Source organism: Streptomyces sp. R818 (assembly GCF_056172735.1).
This window is the reverse complement of the sequence record NZ_JAOCNE010000003.1, coordinates 156768-179836: the sequence shown is the minus strand read 5'-3', so window position 1 is coordinate 179836 and position 23069 is coordinate 156768. Positions and strand designations below refer to the sequence as shown.

21 protein-coding genes, 6 tRNA genes and 1 pseudogene are annotated in these 23069 nt (G+C 71.0%); 18 read left to right on the top strand and 10 right to left on the bottom strand.

Translation table 11 applies throughout. The features are described from left to right. Positions 1-37 precede the first annotated feature (37 nt). From N5I75_RS05925 to N5I75_RS05910, 4 genes are all read right to left on the bottom strand, one after another. Positions 38-109, bottom strand: a tRNA-Val gene (locus N5I75_RS05925). Positions 110-147: 38 nt separating this feature from the next. Continuing rightward, a tRNA-Val gene (locus N5I75_RS05920) sits at positions 148-219 on the bottom strand. A 4-nt stretch (positions 220-223) separates the two neighbouring features. Beyond that, positions 224-294 (bottom strand) — tRNA-Cys (locus N5I75_RS05915). A 35-nt stretch (positions 295-329) separates the two neighbouring features. Next, positions 330-402 (bottom strand) — tRNA-Gly (locus tag N5I75_RS05910). Positions 403-650: 248 nt separating this feature from the next. On the opposite strand from N5I75_RS05910, the gene N5I75_RS05905 reads away from it, so the two are divergent. The 3 genes from N5I75_RS05905 (at position 651) to N5I75_RS05895 (ending at position 3492) form a co-directional block, all read left to right on the top strand. Continuing rightward, entirely contained in the window at positions 651-1706 is a 1056-nt protein-coding gene (locus tag N5I75_RS05905; RefSeq protein ID WP_476675034.1) for a chorismate-binding protein, read from the top strand. Between the two features lie 52 nt (positions 1707-1758). After that, positions 1759-2580, top strand: coding sequence for an aminotransferase class IV (locus N5I75_RS05900; RefSeq protein ID WP_476675032.1), 822 nt, complete (start codon positions 1759-1761; stop codon positions 2578-2580). 87 nt (positions 2581-2667) lie between these two features. Beyond that, the gene (locus N5I75_RS05895) at positions 2668-3492 is read left to right on the top strand and encodes a GNAT family N-acetyltransferase (protein WP_476675030.1); all 825 of its coding nucleotides are present in this window, start codon (positions 2668-2670) and stop codon (positions 3490-3492) included. Between the two features lie 50 nt (positions 3493-3542). Here the strand turns inward: N5I75_RS05895 and N5I75_RS05890 are convergent, their stop codons facing one another. Next, positions 3543-4046, bottom strand: a complete 504-nt coding sequence (locus tag N5I75_RS05890) for a DsbA family protein (protein WP_476675028.1) — start codon at positions 4044-4046, stop codon at positions 3543-3545. 208 nt (positions 4047-4254) lie between these two features. Between N5I75_RS05890 and N5I75_RS05885 the strand changes: the two genes are divergently transcribed. Beyond that, complete coding sequence (locus N5I75_RS05885) at positions 4255-4716, top strand: hypothetical protein (RefSeq protein ID WP_476675026.1); 462 nt, start codon at positions 4255-4257, stop codon at positions 4714-4716. A gap of 186 nt (positions 4717-4902) precedes the next feature. Beyond that, on the top strand, positions 4903-5112 hold the full coding sequence (locus N5I75_RS05880; protein WP_476675024.1) for a hypothetical protein: 210 nt from the start codon (positions 4903-4905) through the stop codon (positions 5110-5112). Positions 5113-5119: 7 nt separating this feature from the next. On the opposite strand, the gene N5I75_RS05875 is transcribed toward N5I75_RS05880, so the two are convergent. Further along, positions 5120-5695, bottom strand: coding sequence for a CGNR zinc finger domain-containing protein (locus N5I75_RS05875; protein ID WP_476675022.1), 576 nt, complete (start codon positions 5693-5695; stop codon positions 5120-5122). Between the two features lie 570 nt (positions 5696-6265). Next, positions 6266-6679, bottom strand: coding sequence for an SsgA family sporulation/cell division regulator (locus N5I75_RS05870; protein WP_004002642.1), 414 nt, complete (start codon positions 6677-6679; stop codon positions 6266-6268). Between the two features lie 190 nt (positions 6680-6869). Between N5I75_RS05870 and N5I75_RS05865 the strand changes: the two genes are divergently transcribed. From N5I75_RS05865 to N5I75_RS05825, 9 genes and pseudogenes are all read left to right on the top strand, one after another. Continuing rightward, entirely contained in the window at positions 6870-7325 is a 456-nt protein-coding gene (locus tag N5I75_RS05865; protein ID WP_476675020.1) for a TIGR02611 family protein, read from the top strand. A gap of 72 nt (positions 7326-7397) precedes the next feature. Next, positions 7398-7469, top strand: a tRNA-Val gene (locus tag N5I75_RS05860). Between the two features lie 212 nt (positions 7470-7681). Continuing rightward, positions 7682-8965 carry an ABC transporter substrate-binding protein gene (locus tag N5I75_RS05855; RefSeq protein ID WP_476675019.1) on the top strand — a complete coding sequence of 428 codons (1284 nt, stop codon included), beginning with the start codon at positions 7682-7684 and terminating at the stop codon, positions 8963-8965. A 17-nt stretch (positions 8966-8982) separates the two neighbouring features. Continuing rightward, positions 8983-9957 (top strand): carbohydrate ABC transporter permease, encoded by a 975-nt coding sequence (locus tag N5I75_RS05850; protein ID WP_476675017.1) that lies wholly within the window; start codon positions 8983-8985, stop codon positions 9955-9957. Continuing rightward, positions 9954-10850, top strand: coding sequence for a carbohydrate ABC transporter permease (locus N5I75_RS05845; protein WP_476675015.1), 897 nt, complete (start codon positions 9954-9956; stop codon positions 10848-10850). Before N5I75_RS05850 ends, N5I75_RS05845 begins: the two co-directional genes overlap by 4 nt. Then, positions 10847-11421, top strand: a pseudogene (locus N5I75_RS05840) (hypothetical protein). Before N5I75_RS05845 ends, N5I75_RS05840 begins: the two are co-directional and overlap by 4 nt. Before the next feature lie 132 nt (positions 11422-11553). After that, positions 11554-14310 (top strand): exo-rhamnogalacturonan lyase family protein, encoded by a 2757-nt coding sequence (locus N5I75_RS05835; protein WP_476675013.1) that lies wholly within the window; start codon positions 11554-11556, stop codon positions 14308-14310. A gap of 42 nt (positions 14311-14352) precedes the next feature. Next, positions 14353-14808, top strand: coding sequence for an SRPBCC family protein (locus tag N5I75_RS05830; RefSeq protein ID WP_476675011.1), 456 nt, complete (start codon positions 14353-14355; stop codon positions 14806-14808). Between the two features lie 39 nt (positions 14809-14847). Further along, positions 14848-14919 (top strand) — tRNA-Val (locus N5I75_RS05825). A 131-nt stretch (positions 14920-15050) separates the two neighbouring features. Here the strand turns inward: N5I75_RS05825 and N5I75_RS05820 are convergent. Next, positions 15051-15776, bottom strand: coding sequence for an exonuclease domain-containing protein (locus N5I75_RS05820; protein WP_476675009.1), 726 nt, complete (start codon positions 15774-15776; stop codon positions 15051-15053). 237 nt (positions 15777-16013) lie between these two features. Here N5I75_RS05820 and N5I75_RS05815 point away from each other — a divergent pair, with 237 nt between their 5' ends. The 3 genes from N5I75_RS05815 to thrS all read left to right on the top strand — a co-directional run bounded on the left by N5I75_RS05815 (position 16014) and on the right by thrS (position 19936). After that, positions 16014-16580 carry a DUF4365 domain-containing protein gene (locus N5I75_RS05815; RefSeq protein WP_476675007.1) on the top strand — a complete coding sequence of 189 codons (567 nt, stop codon included), beginning with the start codon at positions 16014-16016 and terminating at the stop codon, positions 16578-16580. A 29-nt stretch (positions 16581-16609) separates the two neighbouring features. Beyond that, complete coding sequence (locus N5I75_RS05810; protein ID WP_476675005.1) at positions 16610-17836, top strand: hypothetical protein; 1227 nt, start codon at positions 16610-16612, stop codon at positions 17834-17836. A 120-nt stretch (positions 17837-17956) separates the two neighbouring features. Then, the gene (gene thrS / locus N5I75_RS05805) at positions 17957-19936 is read left to right on the top strand and encodes a threonine--tRNA ligase (RefSeq protein WP_476675003.1); all 1980 of its coding nucleotides are present in this window, start codon (positions 17957-17959) and stop codon (positions 19934-19936) included. Positions 19937-19938: 2 nt separating this feature from the next. Here the strand turns inward: thrS and N5I75_RS05800 are convergent, their stop codons facing one another. Next, positions 19939-20625: a potassium channel family protein gene (locus N5I75_RS05800; protein ID WP_476675001.1), complete on the bottom strand. Its 687-nt coding sequence runs from the start codon at positions 20623-20625 to the stop codon at positions 19939-19941. A gap of 67 nt (positions 20626-20692) precedes the next feature. Between N5I75_RS05800 and N5I75_RS05795 the strand changes: the two genes are divergently transcribed. Continuing rightward, positions 20693-21256 carry an HIT family protein gene (locus tag N5I75_RS05795; protein WP_476674999.1) on the top strand — a complete coding sequence of 188 codons (564 nt, stop codon included), beginning with the start codon at positions 20693-20695 and terminating at the stop codon, positions 21254-21256. Positions 21257-21312: 56 nt separating this feature from the next. Here the strand turns inward: N5I75_RS05795 and N5I75_RS05790 are convergent, their stop codons facing one another. Further along, positions 21313-23061 (bottom strand): hypothetical protein, encoded by a 1749-nt coding sequence (locus N5I75_RS05790; RefSeq protein ID WP_476674998.1) that lies wholly within the window; start codon positions 23059-23061, stop codon positions 21313-21315. Positions 23062-23069: the final 8 nt, after the last annotated feature.

Below are 23069 nucleotides of genomic sequence, written 5' to 3'. Positions count from 1 at the left end.
CCGCAGGGGGTGCTACCAGGTACTGCGTGGTGCTGCGTGCGCGATACTGGGATTGAACCAGTGACCTCTTCCGTGTCAGGGAAGCGCTCTCCCGCTGAGCTAATCGCGCGGGACGGATCGACGACGAACCGGAGTCCGAAGATCCAGTGCGCGATACTGGGATTGAACCAGTGACCTCTTCCGTGTCAGGGAAGCGCTCTCCCGCTGAGCTAATCGCGCAAAAAGGTGGAGACGGGATTTGAACCCGTGTAGACGGCTTTGCAGGCCGTTGCCTCGCCTCTCGGCCACTCCACCAGGAGCGTAGGGGTTCGGGAAGATCCCCCACATCGAGCGAACGACCGGGTTCGAACCGGCGACCTCAACCTTGGCAAGGTTGCGCTCTACCAACTGAGCTACGTTCGCGTGTCTTTCCGATCCGCTTGCGCGTCCCGGCGACGTGTTGAACTCTAGCGGATTCCTGGGCCAGTACAAAAACGCGTTTGCGCAGCGTGCTGAGGTGCGACGACCGGAGCGACCCCACGAGCGACCCCGTGAGCGATCACCCGGGCGGCCACCGGCGCGACACCCGCGCGAGCGCGCGTCCTCCGCTCGGGGTTCCACTCCAGGTCACCGCACCGTCACCCGGACCGGCCCCTTCTAGACTCGACACCGTGATCGACCTCCCCCCTCTCGCCCGCTTCGGCGAACTCCTCGCGACCGGTCTGCGCGACGTGACCAGCGACCCCGCGGCCCTGGAGTCGTCCGGCTTCTGGGCGGTCGCCGCCGACTTCGAGGGGCGCCTGGTCTGCGCCCGCTTCGACGACGTGCGGGAGGTCCCGGTGCCCGCCCCGCGCCCCGGCGCCTGGCGCGGCCCCGCGCCCGCGGACTGGACGTCGTCCCTCGGCCACGCCGCGTACACGGAGGGCGTGCGCGAGATACGGGCCCGCATCGCGACCGGCGAGGTCTACCAGGCCAACCTCTGCCGCGTGCTGTCCGCCCCGGTCGCCGCCGACGCGGACGTGGACGCGCTCACCGCCCTCCTGGCCCGCGGCAACCCGGCCCCGTACGCGGGCACGATCCGGCTGCCCGGCCACGGCGTGGAGATCGCGACGGCCTCGCCCGAGCTGTTCCTGCGGCGGCGCGGCACGCTCGTCGAGTCCGGGCCGATCAAGGGGACCGGGCGGACCGAGGCGGACCTCCTGGAGAAGGACTTCACGGAGAACGTGATGATCGTGGACCTGGTCCGCAACGACCTGGGCCGCGTCTGCGCGCCCGGCACCGTGACCGTCCCCGACCTGTGCGTCGTGGAGAAGCACCCCGGCCTCGTCCACCTGGTGTCGCTGGTCCGCGGCGAACTGCGCGAGGGCGCCGGCTGGGCCGAGCTGTTCGACGCCACGTTCCCGCCCGGCTCCGTGACCGGCGCCCCGAAGTCCAGCGCCCTGCGCGTCATCGACGATCTCGAGACCGCGCCGCGCGGCCCGTACTGCGGCGGCATCGGCTGGGTCGACGCGGACCGGGGCACCGGACAACTGGCCGTCGGCATCCGCACGTTCTGGATCGACCGTACGGGCGCGGACGCGGTCCTGCGCTTCGGCACCGGCGCCGGCATCACCTGGGGCTCGGACCCCGAGGGGGAGTGGCGGGAGACCGAGCTGAAGGCGTCCCGGCTGCTGGCGGTAGCGTCGGAGGGGCACTCGCAGGGGTGCGCCGGGCAGGCGGACGCCTGACAGCCCGGGGGACGACCGGGCCGGTACCCGGGAAAGGCGGAGGGGACCTCACGTGAAGATCTGGCTCGACGGCAGGCTGCGGGAGACCGAGGAGGCGCGGGTCTCCGTGCTCGACCACGGGCTCACCGTGGGCGACGGCATCTTCGAGACGGTGAAGGCGGTCGACGGCGAGCCGTTCGCCCTCACCCGGCACCTGGACCGGCTGACCCGCTCGGCGCGCGGCCTCGGGCTGCCCGAGCCCGACCTCGACGAGGTGCGCCGCGCCTGCGCCGCCGTCCTCGACGCCAACCCGATGGCGCTCGGCCGCCTGCGGATCACCTACACCGGCGGTCTCTCCCCGCTCGGCTCCGACCGCGGCGAGGAGGGCACCACGCTCGTCGTCGCGCTCGGCGAGACCTCCCGGCGCCCCGACACCACCGCCGTGATCACCGTGGACTGGACGCGCAACGAGCGCAGCGCCCTCGCGGGCCTGAAGACCACCTCGTACGCGGAGAACGTCGTCGCCCTGGCACGCGCGCGTGAACGCGGTGCGTCCGAGGCGCTGTTCGCCAACACGCTCGGCCGGCTGTGCGAGGGCACCGGGTCCAACGTCTTCGTCGTCCTGGACGGCGAGATCCACACCCCGCCGGTCGCCTCCGGCTGCCTGGCGGGCATCACCCGCGCCCTCGCCGTCGAGTGGACCGGCGCCAAGGAGACCGACCTGCCGCTGGACGTGCTCGCGCAGGCCGACGAGATCTTCCTGACCTCGACGCTGCGCGACGTCCAGGCCGTGCACCGCGTCGACGACCGCGACCTGCCGGGCGCCCCGGGACCCGTCACGGCGAAGGCGATGCGCGTCTGGGACGAGCGGGCCGCGGACCACCTGGACCCGTGAGCCGGAGCCCTGAACCGCTGGGTGCCAGGTGCGCGGGCGACGTAAACCGCTGGGGTCCCGGGCGTACGGGCGGGTAGAACAGCCCTGATGACCACGACCCTGCGGCCGACCGAGCCGCTTCAGCGCACGGTCGACGGCTCGCGCTCGCGCCACTACGCGGTGTGCGTGAACAGCCGTCCCGTCGGCACGCTCCACCTCGCCACGCACCCCGCGTACGGCCCGTCGGTCGCCCAGGTCCTCGACCTGAGCGTCGACGAGCCGGACCGCGGCCGCGGGCGCGGCACCGTCGCCGCGCTCGCCGCCGAGGAAGTGGCCCGCTCCTGGAACTGCCGCCGCATCGAGGCGTCGGTCCCCGCGGACCAGGAGCGGCTGCTCCGCCTCGCCACCGCGCTCGGCTACGTGGAGCGCAACCGCACCATGGCGAAGGCGCTGCCCGGCCGGCCGCCGACGCTCCCGGCGGGCAGCGCCGGGCGCCGGATGACGGAGGCCGAGTTCGGGCCGTGGCTGGCACGGGGCAAGGAGCAGTACGCGCGCACGGTGCGGGAGCGCGGGGCCACCGAGGAGGAGGCCAGGCAGAAGGCCGACCGCGACCACGCGGCCCTGCTGCCCGAGGGCGTCGCCACGCCGGACGTCCTGGTCAGCGTCCTGGAGCACGACGGGCAGCGCGTCGGCACCCTGTGGCTGGCCCAGCGCGGCGACGGCGCGTACGTCTACGACGTCCAGGTCGACCCCGCCCACCGGGGGCGGGGGCATGGCCGCTCCCTGATGCTGCTCGCCGAGGCCGACTCGCTGGCGGCGGGCGCCACGCGCATCGGCCTCAACGTGTTCGCGGGGAACACCCCGGCGCAGCGCCTGTACGCGTCGCTGGGCTACGAGACGACGGTGCACCACCTGTACAAGCAGCTGCTCTGACGGCTGCCTGTCCGGTACGGGCCTGCTCGGCGAGAGGCGGTCAGCCCGGTTCAGGACTGCTCGGCGAGGAGGCGGTCGGCGATTTCCTCGATGCGGGCGCGCAGCCCGTCCTGGCTCTTGCCGCCGTCGAGCCGCTCGCCGCCGATGACGTACGTGGGCGTGCCCGTGACGCCGATCGCCTTGCCCTCGGCCTGGTCGGCGTCGACGATCAGGATGTGCCGGCCGTCGACCAGCGCGGTGTCGAACTCTTCGGCGTCCAGGCCCAGTTCGCGCGCCACCTCGACGAGGAACGGCTCGCCCGCGCGGTCGAACTCCTCGACCCGGCCGAGCACCGCCTCGACGTAGGGCCACCCCTTGCCCTGCTCGAAGGCCTCCTCGGCGGCCTGCGCGCCCGCGAAGGCGTGCTTGTGCTTCTCCAGCGGGAAGTGGCGCAGCCGCAGCTCGAGCCGGTCGCCGTAGCGCTCGCGCAGGGCGCGTACGTCGTCCAGGGCCGAGCGGCAGTCGGGGCACTGCAGCTCGCACCACACGTCAAGGATGGGTTTCGGGGCGTTCATGAGGCCAGTCTTCCAGGCGCGGACCGGCGGCCCCAACCTGGACCTGCGGAGGAGGCGCGACCCCGAGATCTCCCTGAGGTCCGCCCCGACCGTGGCCCCGGACCGCCCCGGCGGTGCAGGATGGAAGGGGACGCAAGCCCCCGCACAGGTACAGAACGCCCGAGTACCGAATGCCCGAGTACCGAACGCCCGAGCCCAGGAGGACCGGATGATTGCCGAGACCGTCTGCTCCGCCGTCGCCGTGGCGGGTCTGGGTATCGCCGCGGTCACCGCGTACCGCAAGCGGTTCCTGACGGCGGCCCGCCTCGCCGCCTACTCCCTGGTCCCGCTGGGCCTGGTGATGACCGGCGCGGTCGGCTGGGTCGTGGACACCGCGTTCAGCCCCACCGCGTGGGCCGGGTTCGGCGTGCTCGGCGCGGCCTGGCTGATGTTCATGGGGACGCGGGCGGTCGAGCGGCGCGGCGGCGGCACCCGCAAGGAGGGCAGGGCGGCGGCGAAGGCGGCCCGGCGCGAGGCCGTGGCCCCGGCGGCGTCGGCCCCGTCCCTCGGCGGCGGTGCGCGTCCCGCGCCCGCGCAGGCCGCTCAGCCGAAGCGCAAGGAGAAGGAGACGGCCGGCGGGGCCGACGACTTCAGCGACATCGAGGCGATCCTGAAGAAGCACGGCATCTGAGCCCAGGACGGCCGGACCACTCGTACCGGCGGAGCCGAGGGGCTCGTACGACTGGACGTACGTACGACAAGTCCCGGACTTTTCGCGCACGTGCCCGGTCGGGGGTCACGTAATCCGGCGAACTCCCGCCCGCGGGGCGCTCGTTGGTGAGGTGCCGGTCATGACCTGCGCCATCATCGCGACGAGATGTTGGATTCACCGCAGCTGGCCGACCAGCTCGACGCCGAACAGGGGCAGACGCCGCCGCGCAGTGTGGCCGCGCCGCCCACGCCCGTACCGACCCAGAACCAGCGAGGGTGTCTCTTCGCCCTCTCCCAGCCACCACTGATGATCTTCCTGGGAGTCATCGGCTCCCTGCTTCTCCTGGCCGCCCTGCACGACCTGCTGCTCCTCTGAGGAGCGCTCAGCCCGCCGCTTCCTTGCGGCGTGCCCGGTAGGCGGCCACATGCAGCCGGTTCCCGCAGGTGCGGCTGTCGCAGTAGCGGCGGGAGCGGTTGCGGGACAGGTCCACGAACGCGTACCGGCAGTCCGGGGCCTCGCAGCGGCGCAGCCGTTCCTGCTCGCCCGCGACCACGAAGAAGGCCAGCGCCATGCCGCAGTCGGCGGCCAGGTGGTCGGCGACGGACGCGCCGGGCGCGAAGTAGTGCACGTGCCAGTCGTAGCCGTCGTGGTCCGTGAGGCGGGGCGTGGTGCCTGCGGCCGCGACGAGGTCGTTGATCACCGTCGCCGCGCCGCGCGGATCCGCGGCCGCGAACACCTGGGCGAACTGGGCCCGTATGGCGCGTACGGAGTCGAGGTCACGCTCCGCTAGCACCCCCACCTCCACGTCGCTGATCTCGTGCTTCGCCACGAAGTCCGCCAGAGCCGCCACACTCGCGAGGCCGTCGGGGCCGCCGGCGTCCGTGTGGCTGTCCGGTGCGGTGTTCACCAGATCGACCACGGTGTCGAGCGCACACCGGGTGTCATGGGTGATCAGCACGATTAGCTCCCTGCCCTGGAGGGCGGGCCCACACCCGCCGGTGCTGGCCGAGCCTAGCGCCTCCGTGCCCGCGCGAACCCGGCCGAACGGAGCCTCCGGCGGGAACGCGCTCTGGTTCGCGGCGCCCGGCCCGGCCCGCGCCGCACACCGGTTCGCGGCGCGGGCCGGGGCGGTACGTGCCGTGCACCGGCTCGCGGCCCCCGGCCCGGCCTGTGCCAGTCACCGGCTCGCCGTGCCCTGCCCCGGCCCGCGCCGTGCACCGGTTCGCCGTGCCCGGCCCGGTACGTGCCACGCACCGGTTCGCGGCCCCCGGCCCGGCCCGCGCCAATCACCGGCTCGCCGTGCCCCACCCCGGCCCGCGCCGCACACCGGTCCGCCCCGCCCGCCCCGGCCCCCGCCATGGCACACGCCGGCGTCGCCCCCGTGGAGACTCCCACGGCGGCGACGCCGGTGTCTGGACTATGCGGTTGTCGTGCACGTGTACGGCCGCGCCGTCTCCCCGAGTGGACGGCGCGAGGCGCCCTCGCTCTGCTCGCGGCGGCCGGCTGCCGACGCGAACCTCCCGCGCGGCTAGCTTTCCGCGAGGATGTGCGAGAGCTCCTGGTCGAGATCGAAATGACGGTGCTCCGTGCCCGGAGGCACAGCGGCGTCGGTCCGCTTCAGGAACGACTCCAGGGCCCGCGCCGGGGCCTCGAGCAGAGCCTCGCCCTCCGGAGAGCTCAGGGCGATGCAGACAACGCCCTGACCGTGGCTGCGGGACGGCCAGACTCGGACGTCGCCGGTGCCGGTCGGCCGGTGAAGGCCTTCGGCGAGGAGATCGCGGGCGAAAACCCACTCGACCGTCTCCTCGGCTCCGGTGTGGAAAGTGGCGTGCACGGCATACGGATCGGCCGTGTCATACCGCAGTCCTGCGGGTACAGGCAGTGAGGACTCGCTCGACACAACGAGGCGCAGGTGCAGCTCGCAGCTGACCGTGGTGTTCATAAGCGCCAGGGCCTTTCGCTCAGTGTGCGCTCGGGGATTCGCACGTCGGCGAAATCGACATGCCACCTACGGTGCCGTTGTAAACCCCTCTGAGTGTTTTGGGCTGCTTTAGGTAGCTCGTACGGCCGAGTCTTATCCGCTGAGTAACGGCCATTCCGGTGACATGAATGGGTCCGGTAGGTTTGGCACCATGAATACGGGGAGTGACGAGGCGGCCGGCCAGGTCGTCGGGGTCGATGAGGGCAGGCCGGACGCGTCGGGGACGCCGGAGGCGAAGCCGCTGGGCTCGCGGGCGCCGGGGTTCATCCAGCGCAGCCGGACGCTGCACCTGAGCTGGCAGGTGGGCGTCTTCGTCGTGGGGCTCGCGGTCGTGGCCGCGGGCATCGTGATGCTGCCGCTGCCGGGGCCGGGCTGGCTGGTGATCTTCGGCGGCATGGCGATCTGGGCGACGGAGTTCGTCTGGGCGCAGCTGGTGCTGCGCTGGACGAAGCGCAAGGTCACGGAGGCGACGCAGCGGGCGCTCGATCCGAAGGTGCGCCGCCGCAACATCATCCTGACCACGGTCGGCCTGGTGATCATCGCCGTCCTGGTCGGGATCTACGTGTGGAAGTTCGGCCTCGAGATGCCGTGGAACATCAAGCAGTGACGCCGGTGCGGCGGCGGGGCGCGGGGTGGTCCCAGGCACCCTCTGACATGGGGTAATGTTCTTCCTGCGCCCGGGCGATTAGCTCAGTGGGAGAGCGCTTCGTTCACACCGAAGAGGTCACTGGTTCGAACCCAGTATCGCCCACCCGGACCGAAGGCCCCGGAGACATCGAGTCTCCGGGGCCTTCGGCGTTCCCGCGCCCGTCGGCGCGCCCGCCGACCTGCGGCTTCGAAGCGCTTCGACGGAATTCTTGCCCGAACCGTTGACGCGCCCCCGCGCCGTCTCTACCTTGGCCCGGCAAGCGCTTACCTAAAACGATTCAATGCGAATCGACCCAGCGGGTGAAGGGGCGAACTATGCCTACGATCAGGGATCTTGACCGGCGTGGACTGCTGAAGGTCGCGGGAGGGTCGCTAGCCGCGCTCGGCCTGACGGCGGCCGGCTGCGGCGGCGGAAGCGGCTCGGGCGACGGCCCCGTCACCCTTCGGTACGCGTGGTGGGGCGGGGAGCCCCGGACGATCGCGATCAAGAAGACGATCGCGCTCTTCGAGAAGAAGTATCCGAAGATCAAGATCAAGCCCGAATTCACCGACTACGAATCGTTCTGGGAGAAGTTCCAGACACAGGCTTCCGGCGGGAATCCGCCGGACGTGTTCCAGAATTCGGTGGCTTTTCTGCGCAAGTACGACAAGCGCGGCGTCCTCATGGATCTGAAGTCGCAGGCGGACGCCGGGAATCTGAGCCTGAAGAACTTCCGGAACGGCGTTTTGACGGTCGGTCAGGTCGACGACAAGCAAATCGCCATACCCGTCGGCGCCAACACCATGTCGCTCGTCGTCGACCTGAAAGTCTTCAAGAAGGCGGGTATTTCACCCGAGATGGGCTGGACCTGGGACGACTACTTCGACGCGCTCCAGAAGATCCAGGACACCCAGAAGATATCCGGCGACACCGGCTACTTCACCATCATGTACCTCTACGACCTCTACCTCCGGCAGAACGGCAAGGCCTTCTTCACCGACAAGGAACTCGGCTTCACCGAGGCCGATCTGACGCAGTGGTGGGAGGACGGCTACAAGCGCGTCAAGTCCGGCCTCGTCGCCGACCCGAAGAAGATCGAACAGGCCAAGCCCAAGTCCGGCCTCTCCGCCGGGCTCGCCGCGTCCGAATTCACCTGGGACAACTTCTCCATCCGCTACGAGGGCGAGGGCACGTCCGACTACGGGCTCGCCCCGATCCCCACCACCGACGGCAAGGACACCGGCCAGTACCTCGGCTCGCTCATGCTCAGCGCCTTCACCGGCACCAAGCATCCGAAGGAAGCCGCCCAGTTCATCGACTTCATGGTGCACGACCCCGAGGTCGGCAAGATCATGGGCTACGACCGCGGCATCCTCGCCACCACCGAGCAGTACGACGCCTACCAGCCCGACGACGCCAACAACAAGGGCGTCGCCGCCTACGAGGACGAGGTCGCCGACGCCGGAGTCCTCGGCAAGATCACCCCGCACCCCTCGGGCGCCGACGTCATCGAGGCCGCGTTCCTGCGCATCGGCGGCGAGGTCGCCCAGGGCAAGAACAAGCCGGCCGCCGCGGCACGTCAGTTCTTCGGCGAGGCCGAGGCCGCGTTCGCGGGCTGAGCGAGGGGACGCAACACATGACGCTCGTCAAGGAAGCCCCCGCCGCACTGGGGACGGGCCGGTCCGCCGCGCCCGCCCCCGGGCGCCGCGGGCGGCGCCGCGAGAACCTCGCCGGCTATCTCTTCATGTCGCCGTGGCTCGCCGGGTTCCTGCTGCTCACCGCGGGACCCATGATCGCCTCGCTCTACTACGCCTTCACCAGCTACAACCTCTTCACCCCGCCGCAGTGGGTGGGGCTCGACAACTTCACGACCATGTTCCAGGACCCGCGCTGGCAGAAGTCCGTGCAGGTCACGCTCAAGTACGTCGTCGTCGCCACGCCGCTGAAACTGCTGCTCGCGCTCGGCGTCGCCCTGCTGCTCGCGCAGCGGCGGCGCGGCCAGGCCCTGTACCGCGCCGCGTTCTACCTGCCCTCGCTCATCGGCGCCAGCGTCTCCGTCGGCTTCGTCTGGCGAGCGCTGTTCTCCGACGACGCCGTCGTGGACCGCACGCAGAAGGTCTTCGGCCTCGACGTGGGCGGCTGGATCGGCAACCCCGACTACGTCCTGTACGCCCTGGTCGCCCTCTCCATCTGGCAGTTCGGCGCGCCCATGGTCATCTTCCTGGCCGGGCTCAAGCAGGTCCCGCAGGAGCTGTACGAGGCCGCCGAGGTCGACGGGGCCGGGCCGCTGCGCCGGTTCTGGAACATCACCCTGCCGATGATCTCCCCGGTGCTCTTCTTCAACGTCCTGCTGGAGTCGATCCACGCCTTCCAGGTGTTCGGCTCCGCCTACGTCGTCTCCGACACCCGGTGCGGACCGGCCGACGCCACCCTCGTCTACACCTGCTACCTCTACCAGAAGGGCTTCAAGGAGTCCCAGATGGGCTTCGCCTCCGCGATGGCCTGGACGCTCGTGATCGCGGTCGCGCTCGTCACGGCGGTCCTGTTCTGGTCGCAGAAGAAGTGGGTGCACTACGACGACGACACGCACAGCACGGAGGCCGCCAAATGACCAGCGCCCCGCACCCCGTCATACGTACAACGGACGAAGTCATACGTAACACGAGCGAGCGGCGGCGCACCGGCTCCGTCGTCTGGCACGTGGGCGCGCTCGTCGTGCTCGCCGTCGTCCTCTACCCGGTGATCTGGGTGGTCGGCGCCTCCGTCAAACCCAGCAAGGACATCGTCGGCAGCCTCGACCTGCTCCCCGTGCAGCCGGTCTGGTCGAACTTCTCCGGGCTCGCCGACGGCATCTCCGGGATCTCCATCAGCAGCTTCTTCGTCAACTCGCTGATGTACGCGGTCCTCGCCGTCGTCGGCGTCGTGCTGTCCAGCTCGCTGACCGCGTACGCGTTCGCCAAGATCCGGTTCGCCGGGCGGAACCTGCTCTTCACGCTGATGATCGGCACGCTCCTGCTGCCCTACCACGTGCTGCTCATCCCGCAGTACGTACTGTTCCGCAACCTCGGCTACATCGACACGCTCGTGCCGCTCGTCGCGGGCAAGTTCCTCGCCACCGAGGCGTTCTTCGTCTTCCTCATGGTGCAGTTCATGCGCGGGCTGCCGAAGGAACTGGACGAGGCCGCGAAGCTCGACGGCTGCGGGCACCTGCGCACGTACTGGTCGATCGTGCTGCCGCTGAGCCGCCCCGCGATCATCACCAGCGCCATCTTCACCTTCATCAACGCCTGGAACGACTTCATGGGGCCGCTGATCTACCTCAACAGCCCGTCCAAGTACACCGTCTCGCTCGGCCTGATGATGTTCCGCGACCAGGAGGGCATCTCCAACTACGGCGGCATGATCGCCATGTCGATGGTGGCGCTGATCCCCGTCATCGCCTTCTTCCTCGCCTTCCAGCGCTACCTGATCGACGGCATGGCGACCTCCGGGCTCAAGGGATGAGGGCCACGCCGCCGGCCGAGTCCCGGCGCCGCGTCGGGTTCGGCGTCTTCGCCGAGTGCCTGCTGACCGGGGTGTGGATCGCACTCGCGTCCGTGCCCGTGGTCACCGCGCCGGCCGCCTTCGCGGCGGGCTCCCGGCATCTGCGCCGCCACCTCGGCGCGCGGGTCGGCGGCCGGCGCGAGTTCTTCGCGGACTGGCGGCTCGCGGCGCGCCGTGGATGGCTCGTCGGACTCGCCGGGGTCGCGGCCTGGGCGGCCGTCTGGATCGACCTGCGGGTCGCGCGGTCCGGCCTCCCCGGCGGTCAACTCGCTGCGGCGGTCGGCGTGTTCGCGTTGCTCGGCGCTGCTGTCACCGTGCTGCGCGCCGCCGCCGTCTGGGCCCCCGAAACGCGCTGGCGGCCCTCCTCGCCGCCGCGGCCCGCCGCACCGTACGGGGCCCCGGCGGATCGCTCCTCCTCGTGTGCGGCCTCGCCGTCGTGATCCTGTGCGCCGGATTCCTCCCGCCGCTCGCCGTGCCCGCGCTCGGCGTCCTCGCGGCGGCGGCCGTCGCCGTGGAGGAACGGGCCCGCTGAGCCCGCTTCGCAGCTCGCCCCCTTCTCGTACAGCACCTCTCGTACAGCACCTGAGGAACGGGCCCGCTGAGCCGCTTCGCAGCACCACCCCTTCTCGTACAGCACCTTTGGCATGCACGGAAAGGAACGCCGATGTCCCCCATTCCCCGCAGATCCCTCCTCAAGGCCGCCGCCGTCGCGGGCGCCGCCGCCCAGTTCAGCTGGGCCCTCGGCGGCAAAGAGGCGCAGGCCGCGCCGAACGCCCCGGCGGCCGGGCCCGAGCCCGTCACCCTCGGCTGGCTGGAGGACGGCGGGCTCGGCGCCGCGCCCGGCTCCACCGTCGGCGTGCCGTGGCCGAAGGGCGCGTACGACAAGGGCCAGGAGTTCGCGCTCACGGACGCCGACGGCAGGCAAGTGCCGGTGCAGACCTGGCCGTTGGCGCAGTGGCCGGACGGGTCGCTGAAGTGGACCGCGCACGCCGTCGGCCCAGGAGTGGCGGCCGGGAAGCTGACCCTCACCGCCGGGGACGCCGCCGCGCCCGAGAAAAAGGTCAGCGTGTCGACGAAGGGCGGCGTCGTCACCGTCGACACGGGCGTGATCGTCGCCAAGCTCGGCAAGAGCGGTTCCACCCTCGTCCAGTCCGTGACCCGAGGCTCCACCGAGATCGCCAAGGACGGACGCCTCGTCCTGCTGCGGCAGGGCGAGATCGAGGACGGCGACCAGGGGACCCAGAAGTACGAGCGGTTCGAGAGCGTCGTCGAGGAGACGAAGGTCGAGCAGGACGGTCCGGTCCGCGCCGTCGTCCGTATCGACGGCAAGCACCGCAAGGGGAACAGAAGTTGGCTGCCCTTCTCTGTCCGGTTCTACTTCTACGCGGGTGCCGAGTCGTTCCGCATGGTGCACACGATCACCTTCGACGGGACCCAGGAGCCCGGCAAGGCGTCCGGCGACTTCATCCGGGGGCTCGGCGTCCGCTTCACCGTCCCGATGCGCGACGCCGCGTACGACCGGCACATCCGCATCGGCGGCGAGGACACCGGGTTGCTCCGCGAGGCCGTCCAGGGCATCACCGGGCTGCGCCGCGATCCGGGCGCGACCGTCCAGGCGGCCCAGTTCGCGGGCGAGAAGCTCCCCGACCCCGCGACCTGGGACCAGCGCGTCACCACCCGCCTCCAGTACATCCCGCACTGGGGCGACTACACCCTCTCCCAGCTCTCCGCCGACGGCTTCACCCTGCGCAAACGCACGAAGAAGGGGCACGGCTGGATCGCGGCGGGCGGTGGCCGACGGGCCAGCGGCTTCGGCTACGTCGGCGGGCCGAGCGGCGGCCTCTCCTTCGGCCTGCGCGACTTCTGGGAGAAGCACCCGGCCGGACTCGACATCCGCGGCGCCCACACCGACGAGGCCGAGGTCACCCTCTGGCTCTGGTCGCCCGAGGCGCAACCCATGGACCTGCGCTTCTACCACGACGGCCTCGGCCAGGACACGTACGCCGAACAGCTCGAAGGCCTCAACATCACCTACGAGGACTACGAGCCCGGCTTCGGCACCCCGTACGGCATCGCCCGCACCAGCGAACTGCTGTTCTGGGCCAACGCGGCCACCCCGGCGCCCGAGGCGCTCGCCCGGCAGGTCGAGGCCGTCCGCGTCCTGCCACAGCTCGCCGCACCGCCGAAACAGCTCATCAAGGCCGGCGTCTTCGGCCCCGGGCTCTACTCCGAACCCGACCGCTCCACCCCGGCCAAGGCCAAGATCGAGGACCACCTCGACTTCCTCTTCACCTACTACAAGGACCAGGTGGAGATGCGGCGCTGGTACGGCTTCTGGGACTACGGCGACGTCATGCACTCCTACGACCCCGCCCGCCACCAGTGGCGCTACGACGTCGGCGGTTACGCCTGGGACAACTCCGAGCTCTCGCCCGACCTGTGGCTCTGGTTCGCCTACCTGCGCAGCGGCCGCGCCGACATCTTCCGCTTCGCCGAGGCCATGACCCGGCACACCGGCGAGGTCGACGTCTACCACCTGGGCAAATGGGCCGGGCTCGGCACCCGCCACGGCGTCCAGCACTACGCCGACTCCGCGAAGCAGCAGCGCATAGCCAACACCACGTACCGCCGCTACTACTACTTCCTCACCGGCGACGAACGCGTCGGCGACCTCTGCCACGCCAACGTCGACTCCGACGAGACCTTCCTCGTCCTCGACCCGCAGCGCAAAGTCCGCCCCGACCCCGACTACGAGCCCGACCCGCACGCCCTCTCCATCGGCTTCGGCACCGACTGGAGCGGCCTCGTCTCGGCCTGGCTCACCGAGTGGGAGCGGCGCGGCCCGAAGTGGGAGAAGGCCAGGTCACGCGTGCTGTCGACGATGGAGACGATCGCCGCACAACCCAACGGGTTCGTCCAGGGCAGCGGGCTCTACGACCTCGACACGGGCAGGTTCGCCATCGCCGGGGAACCGGTCGTCGGCGTCTCGCACCTGTCGGCCGTCTTCGGCCTCAACGAACTGTGCGCCGAGCTGATCGACCTCGTCGACATGCCCGCCTTCGAGGAGGCGTACTACGACTACTGCCGCTACTTCAACGCCACCAAGACCGAACAGGCCGCCCGCTACGGGACCAACTTCGGCTCCCTGATCCTCTTCCAGGGGCACTCCCGGCTCGACGCGTACGCCGCCGTGCGCACCGGCGACGAAAAACTCGCCACGCGCGCGTGGGAGAAGTTCTACAGGAGCGACGGCTACACCGAGTCCTCGCCGTGGCGGACGGAGAAGGTCGGCGGCCCGGTCACGCTCGTCGCGGGCACCGAGGCGAACTGGGTCTACACCAACGACACCGCCCTGTACGGCCTCGCCGCCATCGAGAACCTGGCCCTCGTGGGGGACAGGATGCCGGACGACAAGTCCTGACACAGGCGCCCGAACGCGCGGTTCCGGGGGCAGACTCGGTCCATGGACCTCAGCCCCCTGAGCCGGTACCGCTTCCGCAGCGTCTGGGACGTGCCCGCGCCACCGGCCGCCGTCTTCGCGGTCCTGGAGCGCGCCGAGGAGTATCCGGGCTGGTGGCCGCAGGTGCGGTCGGTGACGCCGCTGGACGACACCAGCGGCGTCGCCGTCTTCCGGTCCTTCCTGCCCTACGAGCTCACGGTCACGGCGCGCCAGCGGCGGCGCGACGCCGATGCCGGGATCCTGGAGGTCGCGATGGACGGGGATCTCGCGGGCTGGGCCCGGTGGACGCTGACCGCGCGAGGCCACGGCACGCGCGTCGTCTACGAGCAGCGGGTCGAGGTGCGCCGGCCCCTGATGCGGCGCTTCGCCCTGCCGGGCAGGCCCGTCTTCCTCGCCAATCACGCGTGGATGATGCGCGGCGGCCGGCGCGGTCTGCGGGACCACCTGCGACCGGTTTGAACACAGCCCGCCGCGCCCTGTATGGTTCAACCCGTTCCCGGGCGATTAGCTCAGTGGGAGAGCGCTTCGTTCACACCGAAGAGGTCACTGGTTCGAACCCAGTATCGCCCACCCGGAGAAGGCCGGTCCGTCGATTGACGGGCCGGTTTTTCGTTTCTGCATGTCGGGCCCCCAGCGGGGGAACGAGCGGTCCGGCGCCCGGAGTTCCGGCGAGGGATGATCGGGGCCACGGCGCGAGACGATCAGGCCGCCGCAGGAAGTTCCGGCCGCAGGGGCCACGCCGTGTCGACCACCTCCGGGGTGCCGCTGCGCGTGAACCACGCCTGGAGGCTGCGTGCCTGGGCGGCGTGCCAGAAGGTCTGCAGCGTGTGCAGCTCATGGGCGGAGAGGCGTTCCAGGCGGGCCGCGAAGCGCCGGCCCACGGCCCGTACGACATCGAGCGCCGCCAGCGCGTCCGCCGCCGCGTCGTGCGCCTCCGCGAGCTCGACCTCGTAGTGCGCGCACAGGTCCGTCAGCGTACGGCGGCCCTTGCGGTAGCGGTCCAGGTGCTTGTCCAGGACGCGCGGATCAAGGACGCACAAGGCCGCGTCGCCCAGATAGCGGGCCAGCGACGAGGCGCGGTGACGCTTCAACTCGCGGTCGAGCAGGGTCAGATCGAACGGCGCGTTCATGATGACCACGGGCCGCCCCGCCGCCGCCTGGTCCGCCAGTTCGTGGCCTATCTCCTCCATCACCGGCGACGGCCAGCGTCCGTTGCGCTGCAGGTGGAGATCGGTCAGGCCGTGCACCTCCGTCGCCCCGGGCGGCACCGGCACCCCCGGATTGACCAGCCACCGCGTCACCCTGGGCCGCGTGCCCGGCGCGTCCTGCACCACGAGCGCGGCCGACACGATGCGGTCGCTCTCCACGTCCACCCCGGTCGTCTCCGTGTCGAAGGCGGCGAGTGGGCCTTCGTACCAGCACGTCATGACAATGCAACTCCTCGTCGGAATGTGGCAGGTGACGTCCCGTCGAATTGCGCCCGCTGCCCGCTTCGGTGATACCCGGGCCGTTTGCGTCGTACGCGGAGCGGTGACAACACAGTTACGAGTCATGGCAGTTCAGCGGGGTGCCGTTGACCTGCCCTTGATCGATCTCTTGAACTCCGCGTCATTGCCGCGGAATTCATCCACGGGGATTCACCACGTCGAAAGGGCAGTCGCACCATGGCGCTCGCGCAGCCCGAACAGGGCGGGCTGCTGCCCGAGCGGAACGCACCGCCGCGCGGCACACTCGCCACCACCGCCTGTATGGAGACGCTCCAGGTGGGCTATCTCCACGCCGTGGCCGCGGCCGCCGGGTGCTCGCTCTCGCAGCCCTTTCCGGACAACGGCATCGACTGGCACGTCAGCCACAGCGCCCCCGGGCACACCGTCGACGACGAGGTCACCATCAAGGTGCAGCTCAAGGCGACGTACCAGATACCGCCCGACCCACCGGGCCCCGCCTTCTCCTTCGTGCTCGACAACGCGCACCTGGAGAAGCTCGCCAGGACGCCGGTCTCGGTGCACAAGATCCTCGTCGTGATGCTCGTACCGCGCTCCCAGGACGACTGGCTGCGCGCCGGCCACGACCGGCTCGACCTGCGCCACTGCTGCTACTGGACCAACCTCGCCGGCCACCCGGTCACCGGCCGGCGCCGGACCACCGTGCGCGTGCCGACCGCACGGATCTTCGACGACCGCGCGCTGTGCGAGATCATGACCCGCGTCGGGACGGGCGGGCGGCCCTGACCGGCCGTCCCGGATGGGAGTGAATGGTGATGCAGCACCGCTCGGCCGACAGGCCCGTACGGTCCCTCGGCGTGGTCCGCGCCCGCCCCGTCGACGTCGCCGGACCCGATCCGGGCCTGGTCGACCCCGCCGTCCTCGGCGCCCTCCTCGACCGGCACGGCTGGCAGCGGCGCGGCGGCGCCCCCGGGCGCTACGCCCGCTGGACGCCGCCCGGCACCGGCGACCGGACCAGCCTCCTCGTGCCGGAGAGCCGCGCCTTCCCCGACAGCGAGGAGCTGCTGAGCGAGGCGCTGACCGCCCTTGAGCGCAGCGGCGCCCCCTCCGCCCGGGAGGTCCTCGTCTCGCTCGCCGTGCCCAGTGACGAGATCCGCTGGTGGCGCGATGTGCCCGAGGGCCCTGCGGGGGCGTCCGCCTGGACCGTCGAGGAACAGCTGCGCTCCGCCGCGCGGCGGATGCTGCTCGCGGGGGCGCTCGCCGCACGGGAGCGCGCCGGGTACTACGGCGCCCGGCACCGCGGGGCCGCCGCGGCGGCCCTGGAGAACGTCCTGGTGCAGGCCGCGCCCGACGGCCGCAGCCTGACCGCGTTCGTGCCCGTCGACGCCGGGCGCGACCTCGCCGTACGGCTGCACCAGGCCCTCTACGCGGTCCGCGAGGCCGTCGACTACCGGCGGGCCACCGGCGGCATGGACGCCTTCGACGGCGCCACGGAGGCGGGCGTCAGCCACGAGCTGACCGAGGCGGTCGTCGCCCTGGTGCGCGGCACCGAGGGCGCCCGCGTCGGCGTCGCCTGGGCGCCCGCCGCCGGGGTCCCCGAGGAGTGCACCGACGGGGACGCGCCGGTCGAGTTCTCGCCCGGCGACCTGGACGTGCTGCGCGCGGCCGGCCACCGCTACCTGCACGCCGAGCCGTCCGTCGCCGTCCGCGTCACCGGCACCGTCGTCCGCCTGCGCAGGACCGGGCCGAGCGGGGCGGGGACGGTGCGGCTGCAGGTCATCGCGGGCGCCGACGTCCCGCACATCCGGCTGACCCTCGACGAGGAGGCGTACCGGACCGCGGGCCACGCCCACCTCGTCGGCCTGCCGATCCGGGTGCACGGCCGCCTGGAGTCCAGAGGCGGCTTCCGGCGCCTCACCGGCGCCTGCGACGTCGTCCCCGTACAAGTGGAGGAGGCCGAACGGGACCGGCTGATGAAGTCGCGGCAGTCCCTCCAGGAGAATCTGGACTTCTTCGAGGAGGCCTGCGCGGGGGAGGAGTAGCCGGCCGGGACCGGCCGGCCGCGCAACCGCTTCGCGGGCGGCCCCCGCGACTCGGTACGATTCCTGGTGCGCACGTCACAGGTAATGGCGTGGCGTTCCACCTTCAGGCAGGAGAGACCGGTGTCAGACGTCCGTGTAGTCATCCAACGCGTTTCCGAGCGGGAAGAGCGCGTGGTGACGACGGGCACTACGGCCGCCGAGCTTTTCGCCGGTGAGGTCAGCGTCGTCGCGGCCCGTGTGGGCGGTGAGCTGAAGGACCTCGCGTACGCCGTGGCCGACGGCGAGACCGTCGAACCCGTCGAGATCTCCTCCGAGGACGGTCTCGCCATCCTGCGGCACTCCACCGCGCACGTCATGGCGCAGGCCGTCCAGGAGCTGTTCCCCGAGGCCAAGCTCGGCATCGGCCCGCCCATCAAGGACGGCTTCTACTACGACTTCGACGTCAAGGAGCCGTTCACCCCCGAGGACGTCAAGCGCATCGAGAAGAAGATGCAGGAGATCCAGAAGCGGGGGCAGCGCTTCTCGCGCCGCGTCACCACCGACGAGGACGCCCGCGTCGAGCTGGCCGACGAGCCCTACAAGCTGGAACTCATCGGCCTCAAGGGCAACGCGGCGCAGGCCGCCGACGGCGCCGACGCCGAGGTCGGCGGCGGCGAGCTGACCATCTACGACAACCTCGACGCCAAGACCGGCGAGCTGTGCTGGAAGGACCTCTGCCGCGGTCCGCACCTGCCCACCACCCGGAACATCCCGGCGTTCAAGCTGATGCGCTCGGCCGCCGCGTACTGGCGCGGCAGCGAGAAGAACCCGCAGCTCCAGCGCATCTACGGGACCGCGTGGCCGTCGAAGGACGAGCTGAAGGGCTACCTCGACTTCCTCGCCGAGGCCGAGAAGCGCGACCACCGCAAGCTGGGCGCCGAGCTGGACCTGTTCTCCTTCCCGGACGAGCTGGGCCCGGGCCTCGCGGTCTTCCACCCCAAGGGCGGGGTGATCCGCAAGGTCATGGAGGACTACTCGCGCCGCCGCCACGAGGTCTCCGGCTACGAGTTCGTGAACACCCCGCACATCTCGAAGGAGCACCTCTTCGAGATCTCGGGGCACCTGCCGCACTACTCCGACGGCATGTTCCCGCCCATCCAGTTCGACGAGCAGAACTACCGCCTCAAGGCGATGAACTGCCCGATGCACAACCTGATCTTCAAGTCCCGCGGCCGGTCCTACCGTGAACTGCCGCTGCGGCTCTTCGAGTTCGGCACCGTGTACCGCTACGAGAAGTCCGGCGTCGTGCACGGCCTGACCCGCTCGCGCGGCTTCACCCAGGACGACTCGCACATCTACTGCACCAAGGAGCAGATGCCGCAGGAGCTCGACACGCTCCTGACCTTCGTCCTCGACCTGCTGCGCGACTACGGCCTGACCGAGTTCGAGCTGGAGCTGTCCACCCGCGACGACTCCGACAAGTTCATCGGCACGGACGAGGACTGGGCCGAGGCGACCGAGGCGCTGCGCCAGGCCGCCGAGAAGCAGAACCTGCCGCTCGTGCCCGACCCGGGCGGCGCCGCCTACTACGGCCCGAAGATCTCCGTGCAGGCCAAGGACGCCATCGGCCGGTCCTGGCAGATGTCGACCCTCCAGGTCGACTTCAACCAGCCCAAGCGGTTCGGCCTGGAGTACACCGCCGCGGACGGCTCGCGCCAGCAGCCCGTCATGCTGCACCGTGCCCTGTTCGGCTCCATCGAGCGGTTCTTCGGCGTGCTCCTTGAGCACTACGCGGGTGCCTTCCCGGCGTGGCTCGCGCCCGTGCAGGCCGTCGGCATCCCGATCGGCGACGCGCACGTGCCGTACCTGGAGGAGTTCGCCGAGAAGGCGCGCGCCCAGGGTCTGCGCGTCGAGGTCGACTCGTCCTCGGACCGGATGCAGAAGAAGATCCGCAACCAGCAGAAGGCCAAGGTGCCCTTCATGGTCATCGCGGGCGACGAGGACATGAACGCCGGTTCCGTCTCCTTCCGCTACCGCGACGGCTCGCAGGAGAACGGCATCCCGGCCGACGAGGCCATCGCCAAGATCCTCAAGGTCGTCGAGGAGCGCGCGCAGGTCTGACCTCAGTCGTTCGGCTTGTCGCCGGAGGCCCCCGGGGAGCTCCCCGGGGGCCTCTCGCCCTCCCGGGCGAAGGTCTGGATCAGCCAGGACGAGAACGATCCCGTGACCGCGCCGATCAGCGCCAGGCCGCAGGCCATCAGGCCCACCGCGACGAGCCGGCCGAGCGGCGTCACCGGCACCATGTCCCCGTAGCCGACGGTCGACAAGGTCGAGCACGTCCACCACACCGCGTCGCCGTACGTACGGATCGACGCGTCCGGCGCCGTGTGCTCCTGCTGGTAGACGGCGAGGGAGGCGGCGAAGCCGAGCAGCGCCGCCGACACGCCCGTGTAGGCGATCACGCGGCCGTACAGCGGCAGGCGCGGCGCGTCCCTGCGGCCCTGCACCCGCTCGTAGGCCCGCACGATCCGCAGCGGCCGCAGCAGCGGCAGGAGCAGGACGAGCGTGTCCAGGAGGTGCGTGCGCACGAAGCGGGGGAGGCGCCGGCCGCTCAGCCGCCAGCGGACCGCGTAGTCCACGGCGAACAGCGCCCATGACGCGAGGAGGAGCACCACGCACAGACTGCGCACCGCGTCCGGCAGGCCGTCGCCGAGGACCCGGACCGCGTACGCCGCGAGGAAGAGCAGGGACGCCACCGCGAGGACGACGCCGTTGCGCCGCTCCCAGCGTTCGAGGGGTCTTTCGGTCATCCGGACAGCATCGCCCCTGCCCGGCGGCGGCGACACCCGCCGACACGCCACGCCCAGGTGACGCCATATGCTGCACTTCATGACGAGTGAGCCGGAGCAGCAGAGCGGTCCTGTGGGTGAACCGGACGGGTTCGGGCGTCTGTGGACCCCGCACCGCATCGCCTACATCCAAGGTGAGGGCAAGCCGACGGGCCCCGGGGCCGACGACGGCTGTCCCTTCTGCGCCGCTCCCGGCAAAACGGACGAGGACGCGCTGATCGTGGCGCGCGGCGAGCACGTCTTCGCGATCCTCAACCTGTACCCGTACAACGGTGGGCACATGATGGTGCTGCCCTACCGGCACGTCGCCGACTACACCGACCTCGACCTGGCCGAGACTGCCGAGCTGGCCGTGTTCACCAAGCGGGCCATGACGGCGCTGCGCGCCGCGTCCGGGGCGCACGGCTTCAACATCGGCATGAACCAGGGCGCCGTCGCGGGCGCCGGTATCGCCGCTCACCTGCACCAGCACATCGTGCCGCGCTGGGGCGGGGACACGAACTTCATGCCGGTCGTCGGCCACACGAAGGTGCTGCCGCAGCTGCTCGGCGACACCCGAACGGCCCTGGCGAAGGCCTGGCCGGACGCCTGAGAAGCGTCCGGCCGGTGTCCGGGCCCGCGGCCCGTGGTGCGGGCACCGGGTGAGGTCTACGCGTCGTACACGTCGGCCTTGCGCGGTGCCGGGTCCTGGACGAGGCCGCTGAGCACGCCCGAGCGGTTGTCGAACTTCTCGGTGTTCACGCCGTGCTCGGCGAGGACCTTGATGGCCGCCGCGTGCACCACCCGCAGCACCGGCGTCGCCGTGCGCAGCGCGTCGTCCGCCATGAAGCGGTGGCGCCAGGGCTGGTCCGCCCAGGCGTGCCGCAGACCGAACGGCTCGGGCAGGACGATCTTGCCGCCCAGGTGGTCCAGGAGCGGCGGGTACCAGGTGAGGGGGGCGCGGACCGCGACCCGGACCGCCTCGTCCGCGTCGATGAGCGGCAGCGTCTTCGTGGTCGTCTCCCAGAACCGTATCGACTTCGGGGTCGTCTTCGTCTTCGGTTCGGGCTTCGAGGTGAACAGGGAGTTCACCGGGCCGAGGGCGTGGCCCGTCACCTCGATGCGCAGCGTCTCGTGCAGCACGGTCACCGTGATCAGCATGGTGATGACCAACTGGCCGTCCCAGAGCGTGAACTGCACGCCCAGGTAGTGCCGGTCGCCGCTGCCGAACTGCTGCTCGTTGCAGATCCGCTGTATCTCGTGCGACTTCATCTGGTACGCGTCGACGTCCTCGCCCGTCGGGCGGGACACCGCCTTCGCGTTCTCCCCGATCGGGGTGACCACCCAGTTCTTCACCGACGGGGCCGGGAAGCCGCCCGTGTGCAGCGGGCCGCGCTGCAACATGCGGAGCTGGTCCTGGATCGCCCGTATCACGTCCCAGCTGCGGAACGGGTGGATCTCCTTGCCCTCCTCGGCCGGAATCAGGTCTTCGGCGAGCTGCCAGCTGCCCCAGCGGGTGCCCATGCCCAGGATGCCCTTGGGGCCCGCGTAGAAGACCGTGGTCGCCTGCTGCTCGGCGGTGAGCCGGGCCAGGCTCTGACGCAGCTGCTCGGCCGCGGTCTCGCCGGGGCTGCCGGGCACCGCCTCCGGGATCTTCGCGCCGACGCCGCCGCCCGAGAGCAGCCCGTCCCACCGGTCGCGCAGGTCCCGCGCGGTGCGCTCGCAGACCTGCCGGGCCCAGAGACCGCCGATGACGGGGGCCACGAAGGACGCCCGCAGGTACCAGACCCACAGCTTGTCGGACGGCAGCTTGATCAGCAGGATCACGATGCCGATGCCGATGATCGTCATGATGGTGGTGGCCACGGCGGCCCGGGCGTGGGCCGCGCGCTCCAGTTTCTTCGCCGCGCTGCGCTCCGCGGTGGACTTGTCCGCGGTCTCCTTGACCACCTTCTCGGCCGTCTCCACCCGCGCGTTGTTCGAGCGGCGGATCTGGAAAGCGGCCAGCCACAGCAGGAACCCGGGCAGGAACAGGACGCCGAAGACGACGGTGATGATGGTCAGCAGGCTGTCGCGCTGGCGCCGGATCCGGTTGGCGGCCAGGCAGTGCTCGACGACGACCTGGGGCTCCGTGCCGAACGACTGGATCAGCGGCTTGCGGCCGCCGCCGAGCATCCGCACCTGCACGGCGCGGGAGAACGCCTCACCGAGATTCGGCGCGAACAGCGACCATGTGCCCGCCTTCGCCTCCGTCTTGTGCCACTCGTTGTTGGCGTCCTCTATCTTCGAGGCCTTGTCGTCGCGGTAAGCGGCCGACGCGATGGCGAACGTCGCCGCGGTCTGCCCCGCGGAGCCCTGCAGCGGGACCTGTGCCCCCGGCCTGAAATCGAATACGTCGTCCGCCACTGCCGCCCCCATCACCACAC

What these genes read in the sequence shown, in the direction of transcription:
- N5I75_RS05815 (WP_476675007.1), top strand. Translation starts at nt 16,014, where the DNA reads ATGGCGCTCGCGCAGCCCGAACAGGGCGGGCTGCTGCCCGAGCGGAAC.
- N5I75_RS05855 (WP_476675019.1), top strand. Translation starts at nt 7,682, where the DNA reads ATGCCTACGATCAGGGATCTTGACCGGCGTGGACTGCTGAAGGTCGCG.
- N5I75_RS05890 (WP_476675028.1), bottom strand. Translation starts at nt 4,046, where the DNA reads ATGAACGCCCCGAAACCCATCCTTGACGTGTGGTGCGAGCTGCAGTGC.
- N5I75_RS05880 (WP_476675024.1), top strand. Translation starts at nt 4,903, where the DNA reads ATGTTGGATTCACCGCAGCTGGCCGACCAGCTCGACGCCGAACAGGGG.
- N5I75_RS05795 (WP_476674999.1), top strand. Translation starts at nt 20,693, where the DNA reads ATGCTGCACTTCATGACGAGTGAGCCGGAGCAGCAGAGCGGTCCTGTG.
- N5I75_RS05895 (WP_476675030.1), top strand. Translation starts at nt 2,668, where the DNA reads ATGACCACGACCCTGCGGCCGACCGAGCCGCTTCAGCGCACGGTCGAC.
- N5I75_RS05850 (WP_476675017.1), top strand. Translation starts at nt 8,983, where the DNA reads ATGACGCTCGTCAAGGAAGCCCCCGCCGCACTGGGGACGGGCCGGTCC.
- N5I75_RS05845 (WP_476675015.1), top strand. Translation starts at nt 9,954, where the DNA reads ATGACCAGCGCCCCGCACCCCGTCATACGTACAACGGACGAAGTCATA.
- N5I75_RS05790 (WP_476674998.1), bottom strand. Translation starts at nt 23,061, where the DNA reads ATGGGGGCGGCAGTGGCGGACGACGTATTCGATTTCAGGCCGGGGGCA.
- N5I75_RS05885 (WP_476675026.1), top strand. Translation starts at nt 4,255, where the DNA reads ATGATTGCCGAGACCGTCTGCTCCGCCGTCGCCGTGGCGGGTCTGGGT.
- N5I75_RS05830 (WP_476675011.1), top strand. Translation starts at nt 14,353, where the DNA reads ATGGACCTCAGCCCCCTGAGCCGGTACCGCTTCCGCAGCGTCTGGGAC.
- N5I75_RS05820 (WP_476675009.1), bottom strand. Translation starts at nt 15,776, where the DNA reads ATGACGTGCTGGTACGAAGGCCCACTCGCCGCCTTCGACACGGAGACG.
- N5I75_RS05865 (WP_476675020.1), top strand. Translation starts at nt 6,870, where the DNA reads ATGAATACGGGGAGTGACGAGGCGGCCGGCCAGGTCGTCGGGGTCGAT.
- N5I75_RS05800 (WP_476675001.1), bottom strand. Translation starts at nt 20,625, where the DNA reads ATGACCGAAAGACCCCTCGAACGCTGGGAGCGGCGCAACGGCGTCGTC.
- N5I75_RS05810 (WP_476675005.1), top strand. Translation starts at nt 16,610, where the DNA reads ATGCAGCACCGCTCGGCCGACAGGCCCGTACGGTCCCTCGGCGTGGTC.
- N5I75_RS05870 (WP_004002642.1), bottom strand. Translation starts at nt 6,679, where the DNA reads ATGAACACCACGGTCAGCTGCGAGCTGCACCTGCGCCTCGTTGTGTCG.
- N5I75_RS05835 (WP_476675013.1), top strand. Translation starts at nt 11,554, where the DNA reads ATGTCCCCCATTCCCCGCAGATCCCTCCTCAAGGCCGCCGCCGTCGCG.